Here is a 24576-nt window from a genome sequence, read left to right as displayed (position 1 = left end):
CCATAACGATCGTTATTAAATCATCCTGCCGCCCGCGATGCGATTGGCGGCCGAACGGAAGGGTCAATATGTCGAATGAGTTGAAGGGCAAGGTCGCCCTGGTCACGGGCGGTTCGCGCGGTCTTGGCGCCGCCATTGCGGAGGCGTTTGCCGATCAGGGAGCGGACGTGGCGATCAGCTATGTCGCCTCTGCCGCGAAGGCGGAGGCCGTTGTCGAAAAGCTGAAGGCGAAGGGCGTTCGAGCTCTTGCGATCCAGAGCGATCAGGGCGACAGCGCCGCCGCCAAGCCGCTGATCGAGGGGGTTGTTTCGCACTTCGGGAAACTCGACATCCTCGTCAACAACGCGGCGGTCGTGGCCAAGGGCCAGTTGGTCGACGATCCCGCTTTCGACGCGGAGACCCAGGACCGTCAGTGGCGGATCAACGTCCAGGGCCCGGTGGCGACCACGCGCGCGGCGGCGCCGGTCCTTTCCGACGGCGGCCGGATCATCTTCATCGGCTCCCTCAACGGCACGCACTCGCTGGTTTCCGGCGTTGCCGACTATACCGGCACCAAGGCCGCGCTGAACGGCTATGCGCGGGGCGTCGCCCGCGATCTGGGCCCGCGCAACATCACGGTCAATGTCGTGCAGCCCGGCGCCATGCCGACCGACATGATGGCGGAAGTCATGGGTGGCACGGTCGCGCCCGACGCGTTCCTCGACCTCCACGCCATAAGGCGGATCGCGACGGTGGAGGAAGTGGCGGCCGTCGTCGCCTTCCTGGCCGGGCCGAACGCGGGCTATATGACCGGCGGCGTGATCGACGTGGCCGGCGGGCTTGGAATCTGACCATCGCGGCCAGCGCTTGCGGAACCGCCCGACCGGACGTTCCGGGCCATGGCCGAAACCCTTCCCCCTACCAAAAAGTCAGGAATAGAAATGACCAAGTTCAATGCAAAGTCGACCGCCGATGACGTGCTTTCCGGAGTCGATCTCAAGGGCAAGCGCTATCTGGTCACGGGCGTGGCCGCAGGCATCGGGCGCGAAACCGCTCGGGCGCTGGCCGCTCATGGCGCCCAGGTCGTGGGCGCCGTCCGGGACATCGCGAAAGCCGAGCCCGCCACCGCGCAGGTCCGCGACGCCGCTGCCCAAGGCGGCGGCAGCTTCGAACTGATCGAACTCGATCTGGCGTCCCTGCAGAGCGTTCGCACGAGCGCGGAGAAGCTGCTGGCCGACGGCCGTCCGTTCGATGCCGTCATTGCCAATGCCGGCGTCATGGCGACGCCGCTCGGCAAGACGGCGGATGGTTTCGAAACCCAGTTCGGGACCAACCATCTTGGCCATTTCGCGCTCGTCAACCAGATCGAGCCGTTGCTGGTCGACAATGGACGACTGGTCGTGCTGTCGTCGCAAGCGCATCGCGTCTCGGACATCGACCTTGATGATCCGAATTTCGAGCGTCAGGATTATGAACCCTTCGTCGCCTATGGCCGATCAAAGACCGCCAATGCGCTCTTCGCGATGGAATTCGACCGCCGTCACCGCGCTCGCGGCATTCGCGCGGCATCGGTCATGCCGGGGAACAGCATTACCGATCTGCCCCGCAATTTCACGGAAGAAGAACTGCATGGCCTTCTCACGACCGTCGGGAACGCCCGCGTCGAGGCTGGGCTGCCGCCCCTGGAACTGAAGGAGATTTCGCAGGCGGCCGCCACGTCGGTATGGGCGGCGGTCGTGGCCGACGGAGAGGAGATTGGCGGCCAATATCTGGAAGATGTCGCGGTCGCACCCATCGAGGATGCGCCGAACCCCTTCGCGGATGGCGTGCGGTCCTATGCGCTCGATGCGGACAAGGCCAGGCAGCTTTGGACGAAGAGCGAAGAGCTGATCGCCGCCGCCTGAACTGGTTTGGGTGGGATGGCGAGGGGGCTCGCCATCCCATTCCTTGTCCGGCGCTTGTCGCCCGGCACAAATTCGGCCTGCCTGCATTGGGACAGGGAAACCCGGCCGCAGGTCAAGGCCAGAGATTAAGGAAGTGCGATGCCGGAGAAGCTGCATATCGATTTCGTGTCCGACGTGTCGTGCAGTTGGTGCGCCGTCGGCTTGCGCAATCTGGAGCAGGCCATCGGCAATCTTGGCGGCGAAGTGGAGGTTGAAATCCGTTTCCGTCCGTTCGAACTGAATCCGCAAATGCCGGCGAGCGGCCAGAATCTTTTCGAACATCTGCGCGAGAAATATGGTTGGGACGAAACCTATACGGTCGAGGCCATGGAACAGGTGCGCCGCAGCGGCGAGCCGGTCGGCATCGACTTCCGGATCGATCGGGACAGTCATGTCTACAATAGTTTCGACCTGCACCGGCTGCTGCATTGGGCGGGCATCCATGGCAAGCAGAAAGAGCTAAAGCAGGCCCTGTTCACGGTTCATTTTACCCAGGGCAAAGATCTCAGGGATCAGGACATGCTCTCCCATGTCGCGCAATCGGTTGGACTGGACGCGGGCGGGGCGCGCGACATTCTGGCGGGCGATGCTTATGCCGGGGAGGTTCGCGCCGATGAACGGGTCTGGCTGGATGCCGGCGTGCGGTCAGTGCCGGCGATGATCTTCAACGGGCTCTATGCCGTTTCCGGCGCACAGCCGCCGTTGGAGCAGGTGATCCGCCGCACCCTGGCGGATTCCGGGAAGGGAAAGGAGGGGCGCGCATGACCAGACGCCCTTCGCTCGCCTGGATCGACCTGGGTCATTCCTTCGCTCCGATCTGTTCTGACGTCGCCTGCTTCATCGCTGGCGCGCCGGCGGGCGGGGAGGGGGGCGATCGGTTGCCGGGGCCTGACTCTATTTCTGAAACAACGGAGGGCGGCGGCACGCCGGCCGCGAATGTGGACAAAGGCGAGACGACAGAATGACGACCATCGGCATCATCGGCGCAGGCGAAATCGGCGCCCATGTCGCGCTCGCGACGATCAATCTCGGCTACAAGGTCGTCATCGCCAATTCACGCGGGCCCGACACGTTGAAGCAGCTTGTCCGTCACCTCGGCCCCTCGGCGCGCGCCGCGACAGCCGCCGAGGCGGCGGCAGCGGGCAACTTCGTCGTCATTGCGGTTCCGCTCAAACCCGTCAATGACATGCCCGTGGAGGAACTGGCGGGCAAGATAGTCCTCGACACGAACAATTACATGATCTGGCGCGACGGCAATTATCCGGAAATCGATTCCGGATGAAAGACCGTCTATGAACTGCGCCAGGAACAGCTTCCGACCTCCAGGGTGATCCAGGCGTTCACCCATATCCAGGCTCCCCGCATCCTCACGGCGGCAAGACCGGCGGGCGCGCCGGACCGAATTGCGGTGCCGATCTCCAGCAACTTTCCCGAAGCGATCGATCTGGTCGCGGAACTGTTCGATCGGATAGGGTTCGACACCGTCGACAACAGCCCCCTCAGCGAAGCCTGGCGCAGCGCCCCCGGTCAGCCCGCATGGGTGGCGCTCAATCACCAGACCAAGCCGGAACTCGTCGCGAACCTCGCCAAAGCGCGGCGCCTGATCCTGACCTGACGGCCGATCCGGCGTCGCCGCTCATTCCATCTGGCGCCGCGCGATCGCGGCCAGTTCGGGGAACATCTTCGCCCGCTCCGCAGCCTGCCCGGAAGCGGCGGTCCCCCGCAGCACGCGGCCCTTTATGCCATGGAAGATCGCCGCGAGCCGGAAGAAATTGAACGCCGTGTAGAAACGGTAGCCGGCGATGCCGTCGCGGCCGGTCCTGGCGCAATAGGCGGCGATATAGTCCGCCTCGCGCGGGATGTTGAGCGCAGCCAGATCGCTGCCTGCCAGCCCCGCGACGATGTGCGGCGGCATGTGGTACATGATCGCATGATAGGCGAAATCAGCGAGCGGATGGCCTAGGGTAGACAATTCCCAATCGAGCACCGCAAGGATGCGGGGTTCGGTCGGATGGAAGATCATATTGTCGATGCGGAAATCGCCATGGACGATCGACACCTCCTCGCCCGGCGGGATGTTGGCGGGCAGCCATTCGATCAGCCTGTCCATGTTCGGATCGCGGCCGGCGAGTTCGTCGTCCAGATATTGCCTTGACCAGCGGCTGATCTGCCGGGCGAAATAATTTCCGGCTTTCCCGTAATCCGCAAGGCCGATCGCCCGGTAATCCACCTTATGGAGCGCCGCGATCGTTTCGTTCATCGCGTCGAAATAGGCGGGCCGGTCGACTGCCGCGATGTTCGGAAGGGTCGCATCCCAGAAGATGCGGCCTTCCACCATGTCCATGACATAAAAGCCGGTGCCGATGATCGCATCGTCCGTGCACAGCGCATGAACGTGCGCCACGGGGAAGTCCGCCTTCTCCAGCGCGACCAGCACGGCCGCCTCGCGCTCCACCGCATGCGCGCCCTGGAGGATCGGGCCGGGCGGCTTGCGGCGGAGCACGTAGGAAGCGCCGGGCGTGACCAGCTTGTAGGTCGGATTGGACTGGCCGCCCTTGAACCGCTCGACGGTCATCGGCCCGGCGAAGCCCGGCACATGCGCTGCCATCCAGCGCGCCAGGCCCCCCTCGTCAAAGGCGGAGCCAGCGCGGACCGGGATCGTGCCTTCATTCTCTTCCTGGCTCGCGCCCCCGCTCATGCCGCCTGGGCCTCCATGCGGGACCGGTGCTCGCCCTTGATCCGCTTGGCGAGCGACCATTTGTGGACTTCGGTCGGGCCGTCATAAATGCGGAAGGCGCGGACTTCGCGGAATATTTGTTCGACAACGGTGTCGCCTGAAACGCCGGTTCCGCCCATGATCTGCACGCAGCGGTCAGCGATGCGGAACAGCGCTTCCGACACGGCGACCTTGGCCATCGAACTTTCCGCCGTGCCCAGATGCCCTTCGTCCAGGACAGAGGCGCACCAATCGATCATCAGTTCGGCCTGCTTGAGATCGATCCTATTTTCGGCAAGCTGGAAACCGACGCCTTCATGGTCGATCAGCGCCTTGCCGAAGGCGTGCCGCCGGCAGGCATAGTCGGTGGCGATCTCGTTGGCCCTGATGCACGCGCCGAGCCAGCGCATGCAGTGCGAAAGCCGCGCCGGGGACAGCCGGATCTGCGCCAGCTTGAACCCGTCGCCAGCATTGCCCAGCATCTGACCCGCCGGGACGCGCAGATTGTCGATCGCCACCATCGAATGGCCGCCGGGCATGGAACTGTCGATCGTGTCCAACACCCGCTCGATCCGGATCGCGGGATCGGGCAGGTCGACCAGGAACATGCATGCGCCCTCGTCGGACTTGGCCATGATGATCCCGACCTTCGCGCCCTTCGCGCCGGTGATGAAGGCCTTGCGCCCGTCGATCACCCAATGATCGCCCTCCAGGCGGCAACTGGTCTTCATCATCGACGGGTCCGAACCGGCGCCTCCATCGGCCGCCGGTTCGGTCATGAAGAAGGCTGAACGCGCTTCGCCCGACACGAGCGGTTCGAGGAAGCGCGCTTTCTGTTCGGGCGTCGCCACGCGGCCGAGCAGGTACATGCTCCCTTCGTCCGGCGCCATGCCGTTCACCGCCAGCGGTCCCAATGGCGAAAGGCCCGACTTGATCAGCACCATCGCCGTCTCGCGCTGGGTCAAATGCGATCCGTCCGCCAGAATATGGGGCGTTAGGATACCCGCGGCGCGCGCCTTCGCCCGCATTTCCTGCACCAGTTCGTCGGTCGGCCCATGCGCCGTAGCCCGGGGATCTTTCTCATAGGGGATGATCGTCTCGCGCACGAAAGCCTCGATCTTCGCGGCAATCGCCAATGCCCGTTCGCTCATCGATATTCTCCTGATTATCCGGTCCTGCGGCATGGTCCCGGCCGCATATTCGCCTTTCGCCGCGCCCGTCATTTCGGCAGGGCATAGGCGAGGATATAGTCCCCCTTCGTCGTCCCCGCCGCATGGTGGCCCCCGGCGGCGATCAGCACGAATTGGCGGCGGCTGGCAGGCGAAAGATAAGTCATCGGCGTCGCCTGTCCGCCCGCTGGCAGACGCTGCCGCCACAATATCCGGCCCGAAGCCGTATCATAGGCGCGCAGATAATCATCCGAAGCCGCGCCGATGAAGAACAGCCCGCTTCTGGTCGTGACCGAACCGCCGATATTGGGCGTGCCAAAGGGCAGCGGCAGCATCGATGGAATGCCCATCGGGCCGCTGTCGCGCGCGGTGCCCAGGGTCTTGGTCCAGATCAGCTTCCCGCTCTTCAGGTCGACAGCGCTGATCGTGCCATAAGGCGGCTGATTGCATGGGACGTTCAGAGGCGACAGGAAGGGCGGCTGCGACACGCCATAGGGCGCGCCCTCGCCCGGAGCGAAGATGACCGTATCGAAATTCGGCGGCACCGTATCGCCCTTATAGGCCTTCAGCCCGATGCGATTGATTTCTGTCCGGGGAACCAGCCGGGTAAGGAAGCCCATTTTGTTCGAATTGACGATCACGATCCCGCGATCCGCGTCGACCGAAACTCCGCCCCAGTCGATCCCGCCCAGAAAACCCGGCAGATCGATCGCGGACGTCATGCCCGGCGGCTCCATCGTGCCGTCATAGCGGGCCTGCCGGAATTTGATCCGGCAATAAAGCTGGTCGAGCGGCGTTATCCCCCACATTTCGCCTTCGGTGAAAGCGGCGCCCCCAAAGGACGGCATGCCGACGGAGAAAGGCTGGGTCGGGGAAACCCGTTCTTCCGGCGCCGCGCCCCGCGTCGGCACGCGGCGCTCCACGACCTGGCGCAAAGGGCGCCCGGTAACGCGGTCGAGCACGAAAAGCTCGCCACGCTTCGTGGGTTGTATGAGTGCGCGAACGATACCGGCGGGCGACGGATAATTCACCAGCGTCGGTTGGGACGCGACGTCATAATCCCACAGGTCGTGGTGGACGGTCTGGAATGTCCAGCGCACGCCGCCCGTGTCCGCGTCGATGGCGACGACGGCGCCCGAATATTTCTCGTCGAAGGGACGGCGCTGGCCGCCGAAATAATCCGGGCTGGAATTGCCCGTCGGCACATAGACCAGGCCAAGCTCCTCGTCCGCGCTCATCGGCGCCCAGCTATTAGGCGTACCACGCGTATAAGTTTCGCCGGGGGCAGGTTCGGTGCGGCGGTCCGGGCGGCCGGAATCGAACGCCCAGGCCAGCCGGCCAGTCATCGCGTCGAATGCGCGGATGACGCCCGACGGCACATCCACCTTCTGATTGTCGATCACCCAGCCGCCCAGGACGACCTTGCCCCGGACTATCGTGGGCGCGGACGTCACATGATAATAGCCGTGCCGGACTTCGCCCATGCCGGTCAGCAGGGAAACCTCGCCATTATTCCCAAAATCACGGCAGCGCTTGCCGCTCCGGGCGTCGAGCGCGATCAGCCGGGCATCGAGCGTGTTCGTCAGGATGCGTTCGGCGCATTCGCCGTCGCCGCCATCGGGAGCGCGGAAATAGGCGACGCCTCTGCAAACCGCGATGGAGATGGGGCGGGTATCGACCTCAGGGTTGAATCGCCATAGCTGCTTGCCGGTCTCGGCATCTAGCGCCATGACCTCATTCCTGTTGTTGCAGAGATAGAGCGCCCGACCGACCTTGAGCGGCGTCACCTCGAAACCCTTCCCGAATTCCCCTACGCGGAAGCTCCACGCCAGCTTCAGCTTGGATACGTTCGCGGGGGTGATCTGGGTCAGCGGACTGAAGCGCGTTCCATAGGAATCATTGCCGTAATTGGGCCAATCGCCCGCGGCGGGACCAGCGGCGGCCGCGGCCGGGCTATTGGTCAGCGACACGGCGGACGGCGCGATGCCCATGCCATTTTGATATTGCGGATCGGCGTGCCGGAATGGGGGAGCCAGAAGATGCAGCGACGCCCCGCCGATCAGGGCCGCCGCTATCGCTGAAGCCGCAAGGCTGGGCCGCATGGCAGGCCGCCGCCGGATCAGCGTTCGGCGGATCACGGGGATCAGCAATATCAGCCCCATGATCCCCGGCGCGACCACGCGCGGCGCGAGAGCCCAACCGTCAAAACCCGATTCCCAAAGCGCCCAGACCGTCGTCGCCAGCAGCATCAGGCCATAGAGCTGCGCGCCTTCGAAGCGCTTCATCCCAAGCAGGACGGCGCTTGCAACGACCGCCAGACCGCTCAGCAGATAATAGGGGGAGCCGCCCAGAGTCAGCAGATAGGCGCCGCCCATGGCCAGCGTCGCGCCGATCAGCAGAAGCAGCAGCGCGTAGATGCGCAGGATGACGATGACAGCCTTTGACGCGTTGCTATCGGACACTCACTATCCCCTCCGAATCATTCTTGTCAGCCGGCGTCCTGCTATGATCGATGGGCTGCGCCCTTGCGCGCCACGATGTCGAGCATGTCGGGATTGGCGAGCGCGGTGACATCGCCCAGCGGTTCGCCCAGATAGGCCCGCCGCAGGATGCGGCGCAGGATCTTGCCGCTGCGGTTCTTGGGAAATTCGGGAAGCGCGTGGACCGCGGCGGGCTTGAACGCGCGCCCCAGGCTGTTCTCCAGGATTTCGACGACTTGCCGGCCGGTCGCCGCCTCTTCGCCGTCCCCGACGAAGAAGACGACCAGCGCCGTCCCCTTGATCGGATCGGGCACGCCGATGGCCGCCACCTCCGCGACGCCCGCTATGGCGGCGAGGCTGTCTTCGACCTCCGCCGGACCCAGGCGCTTGCCCGCGATCTTCATCATGTCGTCGGAACGCCCGAGAAGCTGGAAACATCCCGTCTCGTCCCGAAGGGCAAGGTCGCCATGCGCCCAGATTCCAGGGAATGTCTCCCAATAGGTTTCGAGATAGCGGGCCGGGTCCTGCCAGAAACCCTGGGTCATGCCGACGCACGGTTCCAGGACGACGAGTTCGCCCACCCCGTTTTCCAGCGGCTTCCCGTCCGGATCGAAAACATCGACGACGACGCCGGGTGTCACGGAATTGAACCAGGAGGGCCTGATCGGACGCACCGGAATATTGCCCAGCAACCCGCCGGAGACCTCTGTCCCGCCCGTATAGTTGATGACGGGCGCCTCGCCGCGTCCAAACGCCCGGCTGTACCAGAGGAAATGTTCCGGAGCGATCGCTTCGCCGGCCGTGATGATCAGGCGGAGCGAAGATAGGTCATACCGCAGCGCCTCATCCTCATTGGCGGCCAGGGAGCGGATCAGCGTGGGGGAAGAGCCCAGATGCGTGACCCTGGACCTTTCTATGATCTGGCCGATCCTCGACCAATCGGGCCAATTGGGCGCGCCGTCGAAAAGGACGAGCGTCGCGCCGTTGAGCAAGGCGCCCAGCAGGGTCACCGATCCCGCGACCCACCCCATGTCCGCCGGGAACAGCCAACGGTCCCCCGGTCCCAGATCGAAATACAAGGCCGCATCGTTGAGGATCTTGAGCGGGAAGCCCCCATGCACATGGACGGTGCCCTTGGGCGCGCCAGTCGTTCCGGACGTGTAGAGGATCAGGAAAGGGTCGTTCGGGTCCATGCGGGCTGGAATGGCGTCCGCCGGTTCCGCGTCCACGGACGCCCATGGCAGGACCGTGACGGGGGTCGAAAGGGGAAAGTCGCCCAGCCCATATTTGTCGCTGACGATCAGCGTTTCGATGCCGGGCAAGCCGGTCACGACCTCCGTCACCGTGGGCCTCAGATCAATCGTCCGGCCCCGACGCTTGAAGCCGGTCGTCGCGATCAGCACCCTCGCATCGCATGCTTTCAATCGCGCGCTGATCGCTTCATGACCGAACCCGCTGAACATCGGCACGGCGATGGCGCCCAGCGCCGCAAGCGCCAGCAAGGAGGTCGCGACCTCCACGCCTGGTTCCATGAGCAGCCCCACGCTGTCGCCGCGCGCCACGCCCGCTTCTCGCAGCCCGGCAGCATGGCGAAGGATTCCAGTGGCGAGTTCGGAATAGCCGATCTGGGAGGTTCGTCCGTCTTCCAGTTCCACGATCAGAGCGGGCGTGCCGATCTCGCTGGCCTTGGCGATGATGCTGTCCACGAAATTGAGCTCTCCGCCGACGAACCATCGCGGAAACTGCTTTCCTTCCGATTGGTCGAGAAGCTTGTCGAAGGGGCGCGACCATTGAAAGCCCGCAAGCTCGCCCAGCCCGCGCCAATAGCGCTCCGGGTCCGCAAGCGAGAGTTCGTAAAGCGCATCGAAGCCGTCCACGCCGAGCAGTTCGGCAAGTCGGGTCACCCGAGCATCACTCACCTGCTTGGGGCTGGGATACCAAACGCCGTCATTGTCGAGCACGATATTATCTCCAGATGGACAGGCAAATGCCGAGAGATGGAACCGTCATTCCAAGCTGGTGCGGCGATTGCAACATATTCGATAATTCATAAAATAATGGAATATTATAAAATTTAAACATACTAATCAAGCCGGGGAAAACCGCCGAAACCTGCCCTTGGCGCCTATGCCGACCGCCAACAGCAGCGCGAGAGCGAAGCAGCCAATCGCCGCGTAGCTCGCGGGAACATAGTTGCGGGCAGAGATCATCGGTGACGCCAGCAGCGGCCCGATCGTAAGGCCCACGAGCTGCGCGGTGCCGACGAACATGGAGGCGCGCCGGGTCGGATCAGCGTCGTTCAGGAAAGCGATGTGGAATGGAAGGCCGAACATCCAGCAAAATGCCAGGATCGACACGGCCGATGCCCAAACCAGCATGTCGCTGCTGGTCAGCGTCGCCATCACGGCCAGAAGCCCGCCGCCCGCCGTGAAGATGACCACGCCGGTGCCGGACAGCCTCGTGGCCAGCGAAATCGCCGCCAGGCCGCCCAATATCTGGACGCCCGTACCCGCGCCGACGATCGCTTTCATCGATTGCGTGGCTATCCCCGCCTGATGGCCAAGAGGGACTGAATAGATCCAGAAAGACATCACGCCGGCCAGAAACAATATGACGGCGGCCAGGGCTGAAAAGCCCCAAAGCGGGGGCAGCGCAAGGTCGCCATCGCCTTGACGGAGGTCCGCATAGTCGTTCGGCGCGAAGCGGATCGCCAGCAGGAGAGGGACATAGAGGGCGATCAGAAAGCCATAGCCAAGGAGCGAGGCTGAGCGGCCCGCAGCGGAGGATGCGAGGAACACCGACGTGAGGAAGACCAGCGCGGCGTTTGCGCTGTAATAAGTGCCGAACAGCCGCGTGGGCAGTTCGGATCGAGCGAGCATGCCCACAAAGACCCAGAACAGGATGCCGTTGCCAAGCCCACTCAAGCCGCGGGCCGCGATGATGCCCGGCGGGGGCATGGCGATGGTCATGACGTTCGCGGCCATCACCGCAAGCAGCGCAAGGACCGCAATGAGCCGCAGCCGCCGGGGGGCGAGCAAGGCGCTTGCGAGGGTGGTGCCGATCACCATGCCCAGCCCTTCGGCCGCGGCGGCATAGCCCATGGCGGCCGCGCCGATCCTGCCCTCCGCCAGCAGGCCGCCGAGCAGCATGGGCTGCAGCGGAGGGACGCAACCGGCGACGACGGCGATGGTGACGACCGCGATCGTCTGGCTTTTCGGAAAGGACTGGCTTGCCATTGGTCGTCTCCCGGTTCTGAACGCGATGGGTAGCATTCCGTCCCATGCCGCCGCTCCATGGGGGAGCGGCGGCATGGTGTTGGCCGATCGTCAGAATTTATAGGCGAAGGACGCGCCATATTCGGCGGGACGGCCCGCATAGCGGACATCGGTGTCATAGGCCTGGATCGCGCTGGTCCAGTAATATTTGTTGAAGATGTTCTTGCCCCAGAATGTCAGTCGCCAAGTGTCGTCGGCGGAGCGAAGGCCGGCATTCACGCTCACGAGCGCGCGGGCGTTCACCTCATAGAGTTTTTCCTTCGCCGGATCGACCGTCAGTATGCCGATGGACTTGGTCTGACCGTTCACGCCCGCTCCGACAAATCCGTTGAGATCGGTCGTCAGCGGGAAATCATAATCCGCCCGGATCGAATATTGGAACTTCGGGGAGAGCGGAAGCTGCGCGCCCTTGAAGTCAGCGAGGATCGGCACGTTGATGCTTCCGCCGCCCGGCAGTGGCGCGGTCGTTTGACCGACCGTTCCTTCATAATCGATGACCTCCGCCTTGACATAGGTTGCCGAGGCGGAAAGGCTCAGCCCCCTCATCGGTCTCGCCTGAATGTCCAGTTCGCCGCCGGTGATGCGCGACTTGGGCACGTTGATCAGGCGATCGAGGGAGCCCAATAGCGGATCGACGAATTTGCCGCGAAGCTGCTTGTTCCGGTAATCATAATAGAAGGCGGCGCCGTTGACCGACAGCATGCGGTCGAACAGTTGCGCCTTGAAGCCGCCCTCGAAATCGAGGATCGATTCCTGTTTCACGGCGCCATAGGCCAGGGCGGTCGAACCGGACAGATGCGGGAAGCTGCCCGCCTTATAGCCCTTCGACACGTTGAAGTAGAGCAGCAGCGAACTGCTGGGCTTGTAATCGACGCCCGCGCTCCAGGCCGTGTTATGCTCCACCAGGCGATTATTGACCACGCCGGTGGTCAAATAGGTCGCGGGATCGACCGGGGTGCCGTCCGGATTGGTCCTGTTGTCCAGAATGAAGGAGGCGAAAGGCTGAATGAGCGGCACCACCCGCGTTCCATCCGGCCTGTTGCCATATACCGCGCCGAATGCCGCGTTCAGGAAATCCGTCAGGGAGATCGCTGGCGTGCCGACACGCGGCCTGATGTCGGCGGGCGTGGCCACGAAATCGGGACTGTCGGCGTTGGAAGCGAAAAAGTCGCGTGTCGCCCGGGTGCGCCTGACGCCCGCCTTCAATGTCAGCTCGTCGGTGATGTCATATTCGGCGTTCGCAAAGCCGGCATAATTGTTCATCTTGCTGTCGCTGATGTTCACGTTCCGCACGATGCCAAGGTCTGCGGCGGCCGTTCCTTCCTCGAAATTGACGCGCGTTTCCTGATAGACTGTGGTGTGCTCGTAATTCGCGCCGATCACCCAGCGGAATCCCGACCGGCTTCCATTGGACAGCCGCAGTTCCTGGGTGAAGGACTTGGCGCGGCCATCGATCCTGGTGGCTTGCTGGTCGCGGTAAAACGACCCGTCATTGTCGGTCGACGCCTGCATCCTATAGTCGGAATAGCCGGTCACGGAAGTCAGGGAAGCGAAGCCGAAATCATAATCGCCGCGCAACGTCGCCTGCTTGAAGCGATTGTCCTGATAGGGGCGCTGACCCGGTCCCCAGTCCGTCGCCCGCGCATTGGCGGGCGCGATCGGGGAGGTGAACAGCGGAACGCCCACCGTGGAACCCTGAGGGTTGAAGGCGATCAGTTGCGGGCTCGGCGGATCGCTTCTGTCACGCCAGCCATTGAGGTTGAGCGAGAATTTCAGGCGATCGGTCGGTTCCCAGTCGACGATGAGGCGAGCGGCGATATTGTCCTGTTTTCCGATGGTGTCGTCGCGGGTGATGCTCTTTTGCCAGTCGTCGCCCTTGGCCGCCTTCACCGCCAGCCGGGCGCTCAGCGTGTCCGTCAGCGGCCCGCTCACATGACCGGAAACCTCAAGGCTATTGAAGCGGCCATAGCCGATTTCCACGCCGCCGGAGAAATCCTTCGTCGGTTTCGCGGCGACGAAGTTGATCGCGCCGCCGGTCGCATTGTTGCCGAACAGGGTTCCCTGCGGCCCTTTCAACACTTCGACGCGCTCCAGGTCGAAGGCGGTCAGCGTAGCCATCGCCGGCAATGGAAGCGGCGCCTGATCCAGATAAAGACTGACGTCCGGATAAGCGCCCAGCGAATATTCGAAGAAACCGACGCCGCGCAGGGTATAGATCGGCGTGTTGTCCGGGGTTGGGGCGAAGGTCAGGCCCGGCGTCGCAAGCGCAAGGTCCGCGACATTGGCGATGCGCCGGGCGGCAAGATCGGACGCGCCCAATGCGGTGATCGACAGACCGACCTTGTTCAAATTCTGTTCGCGCTTATTCGCCGTGACGATGATTTCACCGACATTGGGATCTTGCGGGGCTGGTGCCGCGCCGACTGTCGTCTTGCCGGCATCAGTTTCCGCCGCGATCTGGGCCTGCGCTGGTCCAGCGAGGACAGCTATGGCGGAAATGCCGCCAATCAATAGTGCCTTTTTTCTGATCATACTATCCTCCCCTTCAATAATGGGACGAAATGAGAACGTATTTCGCCTTCCATTTAACGAGATGAGCGTCGGGTGACGCTCCGATCGAAACTGATTTTTGCTTCTGATTATTTTCTGCGTATCTGGTTCACGGTTTTTCGGGGCAATGACAGGGGCGGGACCAGCGCCATCGACGCGCAAGCAATGCGCTCGGGCGGACAATCTGGCCCATGCATGGCCTTTTCCCTGTCGCGATCGAAAACGACCGGACGATATTCACTCGCCTGTGCTCACCTCTAAACCAGGCCACTCTGCGGCGGAGGCGCGCATCGGTTCGGCATTTTTAAGCTCGGTCCAACATTTCGGGGACTGCCTCAACCATTGGCGATTTCGACGGCGAGTTTGCCGAGGCCTGTGATTTCCCCGACGAGCCTTGATCCGACCTTGAGGAAGGTTCCGGTTGGGAAACCGACGCCGGCCGGGGTGCCGGTGAGGATGACGTCTCCAGGTTCGAGGGTGATATGCTCCGAAACGGCCTCGATGATTTCGGGCACGGTCCATGTCATATTGCCGCTATTGCCGTTCTGCTTGAGCTCGCCATCGACGGTGAGCCTGATGTCGAGCGCCTGGAGATCGACGAAGCGCTTGGGCACGATCTTGGGGCCAAGCGGACAACTGTCGTCGAAGGCCTTGCCGGTGACCATGTCGAACGTGCCCAGATGGCGCGCGTCCATCTGCCAGTCGCGCACGGTGAGGTCCAGGCCGATGGTATAGCCCGCGACATGGTCCATTGCTTCGTCCGCCTTGATCTTGCGGCCGCCGCGACCGATCACGACCGCCAGTTCCAGCTCCCAGTCCAGCTTCTGGGACTGGGTGGGATAGCGCACGGACTTTCCGCTGCCCACCAGGCTGGTCGTCGGCGGCTTGAGGAAGAGGAGAGGAAGATTATCCTCCTTGTTGAAGGTCTCGCCGGCATCGTCCTGGACATGGTCGGCATAGTTGCCGCCGATCAGGACGACCTTGGAGGGGTAGAGCAGGGGGGCGAGGAAATCGTCCTCCGCCGGGTCGAGCGGTTCGACCGATGCATTGGGAACAAAGGCGGGGTCGCTCAATGCCGCGACCAGCATCGCCTCGACCCTGTCCCATTGCCGGAACAGGCCCAGCAGGCCGCCATCAGCCGTCAGGCTCTTCAATTCCGGGAACAATCCCTCGATCGGCCAGAACCGGCCCTCAATCTCAATCGCTGGGATCGCTGCCCCGTCGCTCCGCAAGGTGGCGAGTGAAAATGTCATGCCGATCCATCTCCGAGGCTTTTCGTTGCCAGCCTTGAAGCACGGCTTGATCGATTCGTCAACGAATAATCGAAAATATGATCTTATTTACAAGTTAAGATGCTTTATGTATGACTGATCCCGTCGCGATAAGGTCGGGCAGGAGAGGCGATATGCATCTGATGGGGTAAGCGGCCTTCGACACGACGGCACGCACTTCCGCCGGGTCATCCGGCGCGATCCGGGCCTATCGGAGAGGTCATATCGGCCGAGACGGCGCATCTGAAGGACAAGGCTATGGCAGGGCGAAGCGCAAAAGAGATTCTCAACGAATTCTACGAAAAGGAATATCACTATCTCTCCCCGGATGGAGGCGATTTCTCCATCATGGCCGATCTCATTCACCCCGATTGCATCATGCATCAGGCGGATTCGCTGCCTTTTGGCGGGGAATGGAAAGGTGTCGACGGCCTCAAGGCCTGGCTTGAAGCATTTGATCGGACATTCTCCAGCGTCCAGCTTCTCGAAACCGAGCAGTTCGATTGCGGTCTGGTGGTGATCACCAAGATCAAGATGGTCGCGGTGTCGCGCAATTCGGGAAAATCCTTTCCGCTGGACTGTTTTCAATATGTCCGCGCCGAGGATGATCGCCTGATCGAATTCCGGCCATTTTATTGGGACACGGCTCAGATCCTTGAGGCATGCGCGCAACAATAGGCCGATACCGATGAATAGAGCGGAAGAGCTTCACATGGCCAGTCCAGAATATACGTTCGAAACGGCGACAGGCCGCGGCTCCGTGCATGACGTGCCGGGAGATTTGCGCCTGGACGCGCTGTTCGAAAGCTATCTCGTCCCGGTCGACGATGGCCATATTCATGCGGTGATCGGGGGATCGGGTCGCCCCTTGCTGCTGCTCGCGGGCTGGCCGCAAAACTGGTTCGCCTTCCGCTATCTGATGCGCCCTCTCGCCGCGCATTTCACGGTGATCGCGGCCGATCCTCGCGGAGTCGGCTTGTCCGACAAGCCGGAGACGGGCTATGACACCGATAGCCGGGTTGCCGACATGTTCGCGCTGATGGACGCGCTGGGGCACCAGTATTTCGCCATGCTGGGTCACGATATTGGCATGTGGACCGGCTATGCCATGGCCGCCGACCGCCCTGACAGGATCGAGCGCATCATCCTCAGCGAATCCCTGATCCTGGGGGTCTCGCCTTCGCCGCCCCTCCTTCCGGACGACCGGCGGTTGAGCGATATGCTCTGGCATCATAATTTCAATCGGGCGATAGGGATCAACGAGCAATTGGTGCGCGGTCGCGAGGATCTGTATTTCCGCCATCAATTCGCAACGAAGGCGGCCAGCCCGGATGCTGTCCCGCGTTACGCGCAAGACCTTTATATCGAACAGCTCCGCAATCCTGACGCGCTTCGCGCCAGTTTCGAATTTTATCGCGCCCTCGACCTGTCGCTTCCGCAACATCGTCGGCGGGGGGAGGGGGATATGCTGAAAATGCCCGTCCTGACGATTGCTGGGGAATATTGTTGCGGCGAGATGATCGAAGCGGAGATGGCGACGCTGGCCGAACATCTGCGATCGGAGGTCATTGCCGATTGCGGCCATTATCCGGCCGAAGAGAAGCCGGCCGAATTTCTGGCGCTGACGATGGAATTTCTGGAGGGATACCGAAAGGACAATCCCGCGCATAGCGACAATATGCGCGATCCGATGGGCCTGTCTCATCCGCACGCAATCACCTGAAACAAAAGGATTTCCGTATGAGCCGCATCACTCTTGAACAGGCCAGCACCATCATCGCCACCGCTTTCGCCAAGGGGGGGGCGCTTGGCCTCAAGCCACTCAGCGTGGCGGTGCTGGATGCGGGCGGCCATCTGATCGCCTTCGAACGTCAGGACGGCGCCTCGACGCTGCGCCCGCAGATCGCGTGCGGGAAGGCGGGCGGGGCGCTCGCGCTTGGCGTCTCAAGCCGCAAGATCGGAGATATGGCGGCGGAGCGCCCGGCCTTTATCGGTGCGCTGGGGCCGATCAGTCCGCTTGGCGTCATTCCGGCGGCGGGCGGGATCATCGTTGTCGATGACGGCGGCGCGCCGCTCGGCGCCGTCGGCGTAACCGGCGATACCAGCGACAATGACGAGATTTGCGCGCTGGAGGGCATCGCCGCCGCCGGCCTGGCCAGCCAGGCCTGAAATGACCGGGAATATCGACCGCCGCAGCCTGGTCCACGCGGGCGCCGCAGCGCTGGCCGCCATGTTGATCGCCCCGTGCATGGCGTTCGCCGCATCCGGCCTCAAGCCATCGAAGACGCCAAGGAACAACGACATGTCCACCGCCGAACTGCATGCTTTTTATGCGCGTTATCTGGAAGCCGTGAATGCCCGCCACTATGACTTCGTCGCGACCTTGATCCACGACAAAGTCCTGATGAACGGCGTTGAGCGCGGACGGGACGATGTCATCATATCGCTGAAGGGGATCATCGATGCGGTGCCGGACTTCACATGGCATCTTGAGGAACTGGTGGTCGAGGGCGGACGCCTGGTCGCCAAGCTGCGCGACACGGGCACGCCTGCCAGGCCATGGGTGGGCCTGAGCCCGACCGGCGCTTCGGTCGAGTTTACCGAATTCTGCTTTTACAAGGTTGTCGATGGCCGCTTTTCGGAAATGTGGTTCTTGATGGACGTTCCCGCCGTGGCGAGGCAGCTCGCCCGCATCCCGTGACCATGCGCGCTGCCGTCAAGATATAGTGGAGGAAAATGATGGGAATGAAGGAGAAGGACGATCTGTCGGGCAAGGTCATCCTGGTCACCGGCGGCGCGCGCGGACTGGGCGCCGCGGCGGCCCTGGCATTTGCCGAAAGCGGGGCGAAGGTCGTCGTCCTAGACGTCGAGGAGCCGGACCATGCCGGCCTGCCTGCGGACGCAGCGGCCCATATCGGCTACCTCCGCCATGACGTGTCCGATCCCGCCTCCTGGACGAGCGTGGTCGCCAGCGTTCTGCGCGATCACGGCCGCATTGACGGGCTTCTGAACAATGCCGGCATTTTCAAGAGCTGCGACCTTGCGGATACGACGGTCGAGCTGATGGACCGCATCTACAGGGTCAATCAGCTTGGCGTCTTCCTGGGCATGCAGGCCGTCCTGGAACCAATGAAGAAGGCCGGCGGCGGCGTCATCATCAACCTGGCGTCGATCGTCGGACAGCGCGGATTTCCGGGGATGTTCGCCTATGCCACATCCAAATGGGCGGTTCGCGGGATGACGCGCTGCGCGGCGAGGGAGTTCGCTCCCTTCGGCATCCGGGTCGTTTCAGTGTCGCCCGGTTCGATCGAGACCGACATGCTGAAATCGCACACGGCGGAGGAACAGGCCCATATTCTCTCAACCATTCCGATCGGGCGCTATGGCAAGCCGGAGGATATAGGGCGGCTCATGCGTTTCCTCATGTCCGACGAGGCGTCCTACATCACCGGATCGGAGATCACGATCGACGGGGCGATGATGGCCTGAGGCTGGCCAGAAATGCCGTCTCAGGGCGAAAGATAACGCTGCAGTTCTGGGTCATCGATCAGAATATCCGTCGTCTTCTGGATATGTTTCGCCAATATGGCGCAGGCCGCGTCCACGTCCCGCGCCAGAACCGTGTCCAGCAGTTGCTTATGCTCCGTATTGGCGGGCCGGCTTTGCGGCGAAGCGCGCTGCGACAAGAGCGACAAGCGGCGATAGCGATCCGCCTGGTCGTAAAGCAAGCCGCGAAGGCGCAGCAGCCAGGGCGAGGCGCAGGCCTCGACCAGCGTCGTGTGATAGTCCCGGTGGCGGCTTTCCCAATCCTGGCCCATGATCCGGTTGCCGTCGATGAAGGTCTCCGTCTTGGACAGATAATGATAGGCGCCGATCACCCGGGATTCCCACTCGTCGCTTCCATGCTCGATCGAGTCCGACAGGGCGCGCGTCTCCAGCATGATGCGCATCTTCGTGACGTCGACAAGATCAGCGCGCGATACCGGCGCGACGTAAAATCCGCGGTGATCCTCCAGCACGACCAGTCCATCGGCCGACAGACGCACCAGCGCTTCCCGAAGGGGACTTCCTCCGACGTCGTAGCGCGTCCGCAACTGATCGAGCTTGAGTTTGGCGCCCGGCAGCAGCCGGCACTCAAGTATGTCGCGCTTGATGATATGGTAGGTGTCCCGGGCACGCGTGGCGCCGTTGTCATTGCCTCCCGCAGCGGTTTCGGGAGAGCTTTTGACCTGATTGTCGATTTTCAATGCGACTACCTCTTAAATGCGCGCTTTTATCGCTTTCTAGCCTATTTCCAACTCCTCAACTAGTCTGTTTATAATGTGAAATTATATATAACAGATATTATTATCGAATATATTTGACGCCATGTCCGGCCTGTGCCACTGATAAGGGCCTGAAAATGGCTGACGGAAAGGTCGCAATTCCTTTTCGCAGCCTTCGATCCGATGACCGGCAAGATCCGGCAGCAACCGAATTTTTCCCAATGGAGAGGCCCTTGATGCAGACGCAAGATCCCCAAGCCGTCGTCGAAGAGTTTTTCCGCCGCGTCGGAACGGCGGAGGATGTGGCGGAGATAGCCGAGATGATCAGCGACGATGTCGATTGGCTTGTCGCGGGGGACACCAGCGTGGTGCCCTGGATCGGCCACCGGACTTCGAAGGCCGCCGTTGCCGAATGCTACGCCCTGCTGCGCGCCCAGACGGCATCCGAGCATTTCGAACTGACCGACATGCTGGTGAAGGGCAATCGCGTGGTCGTGCTGGGCGCACTCGCAACCCGCGTGTTGCGGACCGGCAAGCTGATAGAGACGGAGATCGCCGCGAACATCATCGTCGAACACGGCCGCATCAAATCCTTCCATCTTCTGGAAGACAGCTTCAACGTGGCCTGGGCGTGCACCTGAAGACTCGATCCCCGACCCCGGCGCAAGGCGGGATGCCGTGCGCCGGGGCCACCGTCATTCGCGCTCCGCGAAGATGAATCCAGCCTTCTCGACCTTATGACCGAAAATATCGGCGCGATAATATTCGCTCTGCGACGGGAAGGGCTGGCCCACGCTCGCGCCGAGTTCGATCAGCCAGCCGGACGGGTTGGCCGCATAGAAACTCAGCACGCGATCATTGGCATGGATGCCCAGATTCATCGCCACCGCTATCTGGCGCTCCCGGACGCGATCATGCGCGGCGCCCAGATCCTTCACGTCATCATATTCGATCATCAGATGATTCATCATCTTGTTCGCGGCGCCCGGCGCGCCCCAGGCGATCGAATGCTGCCGTTCATTGCAATGCATGAAGGTCAGTTCGGCATAGACCGGCACTTCGGGCGGTCCGATCTTGACCTCCACGCCGCCTTCGAAGCCCAAGGCGCTGTAGAAACGATAGGCCGCTTCATGATCCGGCTGCGCGACGATGCAATGGCCCAGGCCTGCATTTCCCGTCAGGAAGCGGCCATGAAGCGGCCGTCCGGGATGGAACGGGCGATTCATGCAGACCTCGGGGCCATAGAAGATTTCGGTCTGGATGCCCGCCGGATCGGTCAATTTCAGCAATTCAAGGACGTGCCGCTCCTCTGCCTCCTCCCGCGTTCCCTGGCGGAACTCCAGGCCGGCGGCGGCGAGTTGATCTTGCATTTCCTCGAATTGCTTCCGGCCAGCCACCCGCCAGCCGAGATAGAGGAGGTCGTCGCTGCCGTCCTTGTGCGCGACGATGCGGTGATGCCAATTGTCGAGCCTCAGGTAGAAACGGTCGTCGCGCTCCCCGTCCCAGACCTCCATGCCGATGACCGCCGCCGCATATTCCTTCCAGGCCGCCTCGTTGGATATGCCGATGCCGATATAGCCGAGTTCCGTAATGCCTACCATGTCAATGACTCCATCTTCCTCTCCGAAGATTCTTATATTCCGACCGGTCTCGCCCGCGGCCCTGCCTGCAACGGACCATGGTGACGGAGCCGAAAGGTGCAGGCAAGGCGCAAGAGCGCGATCGTTTTTTCAGGCAGCCGCCAGATCCCTTGGAAGAGCCGCGCCCTCGTCCCCGGCGATTTCGACGGCGAGTTTGCCGAGGCCTGTGATTTCCCCGACGAGCCTTGATCCGACCTTGAGGAAGGTTCCGGTTGGGAAACCGACGCCGGCCGGGGTGCCGGTGAGGATGACGTCTCCAGGTTCGAGGGTGATATGCTCCGAAACGGCCTCGATGATTTCGGGCACGGTCCATGTCATATTGCCGCTATTGCCGTTCTGCTTGAGCTCGCCATCGACGGTGAGCCTGATGTCGAGCGCCTGGAGATCGACGAAGCGCTTGGGCACGATCTTGGGGCCAAGCGGACAACTGTCGTCGAAGGCCTTGCCGGTGACCATGTCGAACGTGCCCAGATGGCGCGCGTCCATCTGCCAGTCGCGCACGGTGAGGTCCAGGCCGATGGTATAGCCCGCGACATGGTCCATCGCTTCGTCCGCCTTGATCTTGCGGCCGCCGCGACCGATCACGACCGCCAGTTCCAGCTCCCAGTCCAGCTTCTGGGACTGGGTGGGATAGCGCACCGACTTTCCACTGCCCACCAGGCTGGTCGTCGGCGGCTTGAGGAAGAGGAGGGGAAGATTATCCTCCTTGTTGAAGGTCTCGCCGGCATCGTCCTGGACATGGTCGGCATAGTTGCCGCCGATCAGGACGACCTTGGAGGGGTAGAGCAGGGGGGCGAGGAAATCGTCCTCCGCCGGGTCGAGCGGTTCGACCGATGCGTTGGGAACGAAGGCGGGGTCGCTCAATGCCGCGACCAGCATCGCCTCGACCCTGTCCCATTGCCGGAACAGGCCCAGCAGGCCGCCATCGGCCGTCAGGCTCTTCAATTCCGGGAACAATCCCTCGATCGGCCAGAACCGGCCCTCAATCTCAATCGCTGGGATCGCTGCCCCGTCGCTCCGCAAGGTGGCGAGTGAAAATGTCATAAATTGCGCCTCCGGGCTTATCATTCTCCCTCTTCAAACACACCCTGTTCGAAGCGTCAATAAATAATCGAAAATCTATCTATCTTTACACAAATGAGATAAATTTGTATTGAGAGGCAGCCGCAGAGAAGCCGGCCCACGGACAGGAGTTAGGAAATGCCTCTAATCGACATGCACTCACATTGGGCGACTCGCCGTGGGTATGTCGCTCGCTCGGCGGAGGAGCTTGAGCATCAGGAGAATTATTTTCGGTCCAAGCCATTCTACCGGACCGAAGAGGAAATGGCGGACGATCTGCGTGCCGCCGGCGTTCGGACGATCCTGGATTTCGGCTTCACGAAAACGCTCCCCCCGGCGGAGGCGCGTGAGGTTCACGAATATGGCATGGATTTCGAACGGGCGAACAGGGATGTGGTGCTGGGGCACTGGATTCACGGCCAGCCCGGCGTCAGCGGTTCGCTGGAGGAATTCCGCCGCTGCATAGAGGCGCGCGTGGGTTTCGTCGGACTGGCGGTCAACGGCTCGAACGGGCCGCCTGCCAGCGACCCTAGCTGGAAGCCCTTCTATGATCTGTGCATAGAGGCCGGCGTGCCTGCCCTCATCTTCGTCGGGACGACGGGGCTGGGCGCCGGATTGCCGGGCGGCGGCGGCATCCTGCTCGATTCATGCCATCCACGCCATCTGGACGAGGTCGCCGCGCGCTTCCCCGATCTGACCCTGATCGCCGGGCGCCCCGCCTGGCCGTGGCAGTCGGAAACCATCGCGATCCTGCTCCACAAGCCGAACATCATGTATGAACTGCATGGCTGGTCGCCGCGCTATTTTACTCCGGAACTTGTCTACGACCTGTCGCGGCGCCTGCGCGACAAGGCGATGTTCGGCGCGGATTACCCTTTGTTCAACTATGGTCGCCTTGTCGAAGACTGGAAGGGTCTGGGCCTGTCGGACGACGTGCTGGAAGACATCTGGTCGAACAACGCCCGGCGGTTCTTCCAGAAACTGGGCATGGACATCTGACCGACGAGCGGGCTGAATTGCCCATGCCCGGTGATTCACCTCTGACCGCACCAGCAATTATCTTGGAGAAAGCCACCATGAAGGCGGTTCTGTGCAAAGAATATGGTCCCCCTGAAACCCTGCAACTTACCGAATTATCTTCGCCGGAACCGGGGAAGGGCCAGGTCGTGGTTTCGGTCAAGGCATGCGGGATTAATTTCCCCGATGCCTTGATCATCGAGAATAAATATCAGTTCAAGCCGGACCTTCCCTTTGCGCCTGGCGGCGAGATTTCGGGCATCATCGCAAAGGTCGGCCCCGGCGTCGACGGATGGTCCGTTGGCGACGAGGTGATGGCCTTCATCATATGGGGCGGGCTCGCTGAAGAGGTGGTGGTCGATGCAAAGCGGCTGATCGCCAAGCCGGCGGGGATGCCCTATGAGGAGGCGGCGGCCTCTCTGCTGACATATGGGACGGTGCTGCATGCTCTGGAAGATCGCGGTGGGCTTCGCCGGGGCGAAACGCTGCTCGTGCTTGGGGCCGCAGGCGGCGTCGGCACGGCCGCGATTCAGGTCGGCAAGGCGATCGGCGCAAGGGTGATCGCCGCCACTTCGTCCGCGAAGAAGAATGACTATTGCCGGTCGATCGGCGCCGACGACTGCATCGACTATGCGAACGGCGATCTGCGGGAGCAGTTGAAGATTTTGACCGGAGGAGAGGGGGTCGACGTCATATTCGATCCGGTCGGCGGCGCGCTCGCGGAAACGGCCCTGCGATCGACAAAGTGGAATGGGCGCTATCTGGTCGTCGGTTTTGCCAGCGGCGAGATTCCCAAAATTCCTCTCAACCTCGTCCTGCTCAAAGGGGTTTCGGTCGTTGGCGTGTTCTGGGGCGGATTCCTTGACCGCGAACCGGAAAATGGGCGCGCGCATGCCGAAGCGCTGGCGGCGCTCTATGCGACGGGCGTCGCAAGACCGCAATTGTCCGCCGTATATCCCTTGGATCAGGCCTCGCAAGCGATCAGCGACCTTCGCGACCGCCGCGCCACCGGCAAGGTCGTTGTGTCGATGCAATAGCTAGCCGCTTGCTGATCGGCCATGTCCGGATGCGCGACACGCAGCGGCATAGCCGGATATTGGAGGATTGAGCCTGGGGGGGATGGTGGTGGACGGCGGAGGGTGTTGGATGATGGTGAGTTTAACATAATATATATTATCGATTAAAATGTTCCGCCAAGGGCCTGCGGCA

24 protein-coding genes are annotated in these 24576 nt (G+C 62.4%); 14 read left to right on the top strand and 10 right to left on the bottom strand.

The features are described from left to right. The first annotated feature begins 68 nt into the window (after nucleotides 1-68). The 6 genes from HUK72_RS17160 (at nucleotide 69) to HUK72_RS27025 (ending at nucleotide 3537) form a co-directional block, all read left to right on the top strand. Entirely contained in the window at nucleotides 69-830 is a 762-nt protein-coding gene (locus HUK72_RS17160; protein ID WP_176598026.1) for an SDR family NAD(P)-dependent oxidoreductase, read from the top strand. 90 nt (nucleotides 831-920) lie between these two features. Next, on the top strand, nucleotides 921-1883 hold the full coding sequence (locus tag HUK72_RS17155) for an SDR family NAD(P)-dependent oxidoreductase (protein WP_176598025.1): 963 nt from the start codon (nucleotides 921-923) through the stop codon (nucleotides 1881-1883). Nucleotides 1884-2021: 138 nt separating this feature from the next. Next, nucleotides 2022-2687: a DsbA family oxidoreductase gene (locus tag HUK72_RS17150; protein WP_176598024.1), complete on the top strand. Its 666-nt coding sequence runs from the start codon at nucleotides 2022-2024 to the stop codon at nucleotides 2685-2687. Next, entirely contained in the window at nucleotides 2684-2887 is a 204-nt protein-coding gene (locus tag HUK72_RS17145) for a hypothetical protein (protein ID WP_176598023.1), read from the top strand. The genes HUK72_RS17150 and HUK72_RS17145 overlap by 4 nt, the downstream gene beginning before the upstream one ends. After that, nucleotides 2884-3204 carry an NAD(P)-binding domain-containing protein gene (locus HUK72_RS27030; RefSeq protein WP_218036162.1) on the top strand — a complete coding sequence of 107 codons (321 nt, stop codon included), beginning with the start codon at nucleotides 2884-2886 and terminating at the stop codon, nucleotides 3202-3204. Before HUK72_RS17145 ends, HUK72_RS27030 begins: the two co-directional genes overlap by 4 nt. Nucleotides 3205-3249: 45 nt before the next feature. Continuing rightward, the gene (locus tag HUK72_RS27025) at nucleotides 3250-3537 is read left to right on the top strand and encodes a hypothetical protein (protein WP_218036161.1); all 288 of its coding nucleotides are present in this window, start codon (nucleotides 3250-3252) and stop codon (nucleotides 3535-3537) included. Nucleotides 3538-3558: 21 nt separating this feature from the next. Here the strand turns inward: HUK72_RS27025 and HUK72_RS17135 are convergent, their stop codons facing one another. The 7 genes from HUK72_RS17135 to HUK72_RS17105 all read right to left on the bottom strand — a co-directional run bounded on the left by HUK72_RS17135 (nucleotide 3559) and on the right by HUK72_RS17105 (nucleotide 15365). Beyond that, entirely contained in the window at nucleotides 3559-4620 is a 1062-nt protein-coding gene (locus tag HUK72_RS17135; protein WP_176598022.1) for a phosphotransferase, read from the bottom strand. Further along, nucleotides 4617-5789, bottom strand: coding sequence for an acyl-CoA dehydrogenase family protein (locus HUK72_RS17130; protein ID WP_176598021.1), 1173 nt, complete (start codon nucleotides 5787-5789; stop codon nucleotides 4617-4619). The genes HUK72_RS17135 and HUK72_RS17130 overlap by 4 nt, the downstream gene beginning before the upstream one ends. Before the next feature lie 68 nt (nucleotides 5790-5857). After that, nucleotides 5858-8269 carry a membrane-bound PQQ-dependent dehydrogenase, glucose/quinate/shikimate family gene (locus tag HUK72_RS17125; RefSeq protein ID WP_336950629.1) on the bottom strand — a complete coding sequence of 804 codons (2412 nt, stop codon included), beginning with the start codon at nucleotides 8267-8269 and terminating at the stop codon, nucleotides 5858-5860. 41 nt (nucleotides 8270-8310) lie between these two features. Beyond that, complete coding sequence (locus HUK72_RS17120; protein WP_176598020.1) at nucleotides 8311-10248, bottom strand: AMP-binding protein; 1938 nt, start codon at nucleotides 10246-10248, stop codon at nucleotides 8311-8313. A 126-nt stretch (nucleotides 10249-10374) separates the two neighbouring features. After that, nucleotides 10375-11523, bottom strand: a complete 1149-nt coding sequence (locus HUK72_RS17115) for a hypothetical protein (RefSeq protein ID WP_176598019.1) — start codon at nucleotides 11521-11523, stop codon at nucleotides 10375-10377. Nucleotides 11524-11613: 90 nt separating this feature from the next. Then, nucleotides 11614-14094, bottom strand: a complete 2481-nt coding sequence (locus HUK72_RS17110; protein ID WP_176598018.1) for a TonB-dependent receptor — start codon at nucleotides 14092-14094, stop codon at nucleotides 11614-11616. Between the two features lie 353 nt (nucleotides 14095-14447). Next, nucleotides 14448-15365 carry a fumarylacetoacetate hydrolase family protein gene (locus HUK72_RS17105; protein ID WP_176598017.1) on the bottom strand — a complete coding sequence of 306 codons (918 nt, stop codon included), beginning with the start codon at nucleotides 15363-15365 and terminating at the stop codon, nucleotides 14448-14450. 276 nt (nucleotides 15366-15641) lie between these two features. Between HUK72_RS17105 and HUK72_RS17100 the strand changes: the two genes are divergently transcribed. Genes HUK72_RS17100 through HUK72_RS17080 form a run of 5 tightly spaced genes read left to right on the top strand, consistent with a single transcriptional unit; the run spans nucleotide 15642 to nucleotide 18872 of the window. Next, complete coding sequence (locus HUK72_RS17100) at nucleotides 15642-16061, top strand: nuclear transport factor 2 family protein (RefSeq protein ID WP_176598016.1); 420 nt, start codon at nucleotides 15642-15644, stop codon at nucleotides 16059-16061. Nucleotides 16062-16095: 34 nt separating this feature from the next. After that, nucleotides 16096-17106, top strand: a complete 1011-nt coding sequence (locus HUK72_RS17095; RefSeq protein ID WP_176598015.1) for an alpha/beta fold hydrolase — start codon at nucleotides 16096-16098, stop codon at nucleotides 17104-17106. A 17-nt stretch (nucleotides 17107-17123) separates the two neighbouring features. After that, nucleotides 17124-17552 (top strand): heme-binding protein, encoded by a 429-nt coding sequence (locus HUK72_RS17090; protein WP_176598014.1) that lies wholly within the window; start codon nucleotides 17124-17126, stop codon nucleotides 17550-17552. Nucleotide 17553: 1 nt separating this feature from the next. Then, complete coding sequence (locus tag HUK72_RS17085) at nucleotides 17554-18084, top strand: ester cyclase (RefSeq protein ID WP_176598013.1); 531 nt, start codon at nucleotides 17554-17556, stop codon at nucleotides 18082-18084. Between the two features lie 35 nt (nucleotides 18085-18119). Beyond that, on the top strand, nucleotides 18120-18872 hold the full coding sequence (locus HUK72_RS17080) for an SDR family NAD(P)-dependent oxidoreductase (RefSeq protein WP_218036160.1): 753 nt from the start codon (nucleotides 18120-18122) through the stop codon (nucleotides 18870-18872). Nucleotides 18873-18892: 20 nt separating this feature from the next. On the opposite strand, the gene HUK72_RS17075 is transcribed toward HUK72_RS17080, so the two are convergent. After that, complete coding sequence (locus tag HUK72_RS17075) at nucleotides 18893-19630, bottom strand: GntR family transcriptional regulator (RefSeq protein ID WP_176598011.1); 738 nt, start codon at nucleotides 19628-19630, stop codon at nucleotides 18893-18895. Between the two features lie 254 nt (nucleotides 19631-19884). On the opposite strand from HUK72_RS17075, the gene HUK72_RS17070 reads away from it, so the two are divergent. After that, nucleotides 19885-20289 carry a nuclear transport factor 2 family protein gene (locus tag HUK72_RS17070; RefSeq protein WP_176598010.1) on the top strand — a complete coding sequence of 135 codons (405 nt, stop codon included), beginning with the start codon at nucleotides 19885-19887 and terminating at the stop codon, nucleotides 20287-20289. 54 nt (nucleotides 20290-20343) lie between these two features. On the opposite strand, the gene HUK72_RS17065 is transcribed toward HUK72_RS17070, so the two are convergent. Together HUK72_RS17065 and HUK72_RS17060 are read right to left on the bottom strand one after the other, a co-directional pair. After that, on the bottom strand, nucleotides 20344-21249 hold the full coding sequence (locus HUK72_RS17065) for a VOC family protein (RefSeq protein WP_176598009.1): 906 nt from the start codon (nucleotides 21247-21249) through the stop codon (nucleotides 20344-20346). Between the two features lie 129 nt (nucleotides 21250-21378). After that, entirely contained in the window at nucleotides 21379-22332 is a 954-nt protein-coding gene (locus HUK72_RS17060) for a fumarylacetoacetate hydrolase family protein (RefSeq protein WP_176598008.1), read from the bottom strand. A gap of 156 nt (nucleotides 22333-22488) precedes the next feature. Here HUK72_RS17060 and HUK72_RS17055 point away from each other — a divergent pair, with 156 nt between their 5' ends. Both HUK72_RS17055 and HUK72_RS17050 read left to right on the top strand, forming a co-directional pair. After that, nucleotides 22489-23349, top strand: coding sequence for an amidohydrolase family protein (locus HUK72_RS17055; protein WP_218036159.1), 861 nt, complete (start codon nucleotides 22489-22491; stop codon nucleotides 23347-23349). A gap of 77 nt (nucleotides 23350-23426) precedes the next feature. Then, complete coding sequence (locus HUK72_RS17050; RefSeq protein WP_176598006.1) at nucleotides 23427-24404, top strand: NADPH:quinone oxidoreductase family protein; 978 nt, start codon at nucleotides 23427-23429, stop codon at nucleotides 24402-24404. Nucleotides 24405-24576: the final 172 nt, after the last annotated feature.

The organism is Sphingobium sp. 15-1 (assembly GCF_013375535.1).
Classification (GTDB): domain Bacteria; phylum Pseudomonadota; class Alphaproteobacteria; order Sphingomonadales; family Sphingomonadaceae; genus Sphingobium; species Sphingobium aromaticivastans.
This window is presented reverse-complemented; position numbering and strand designations above follow the sequence as displayed.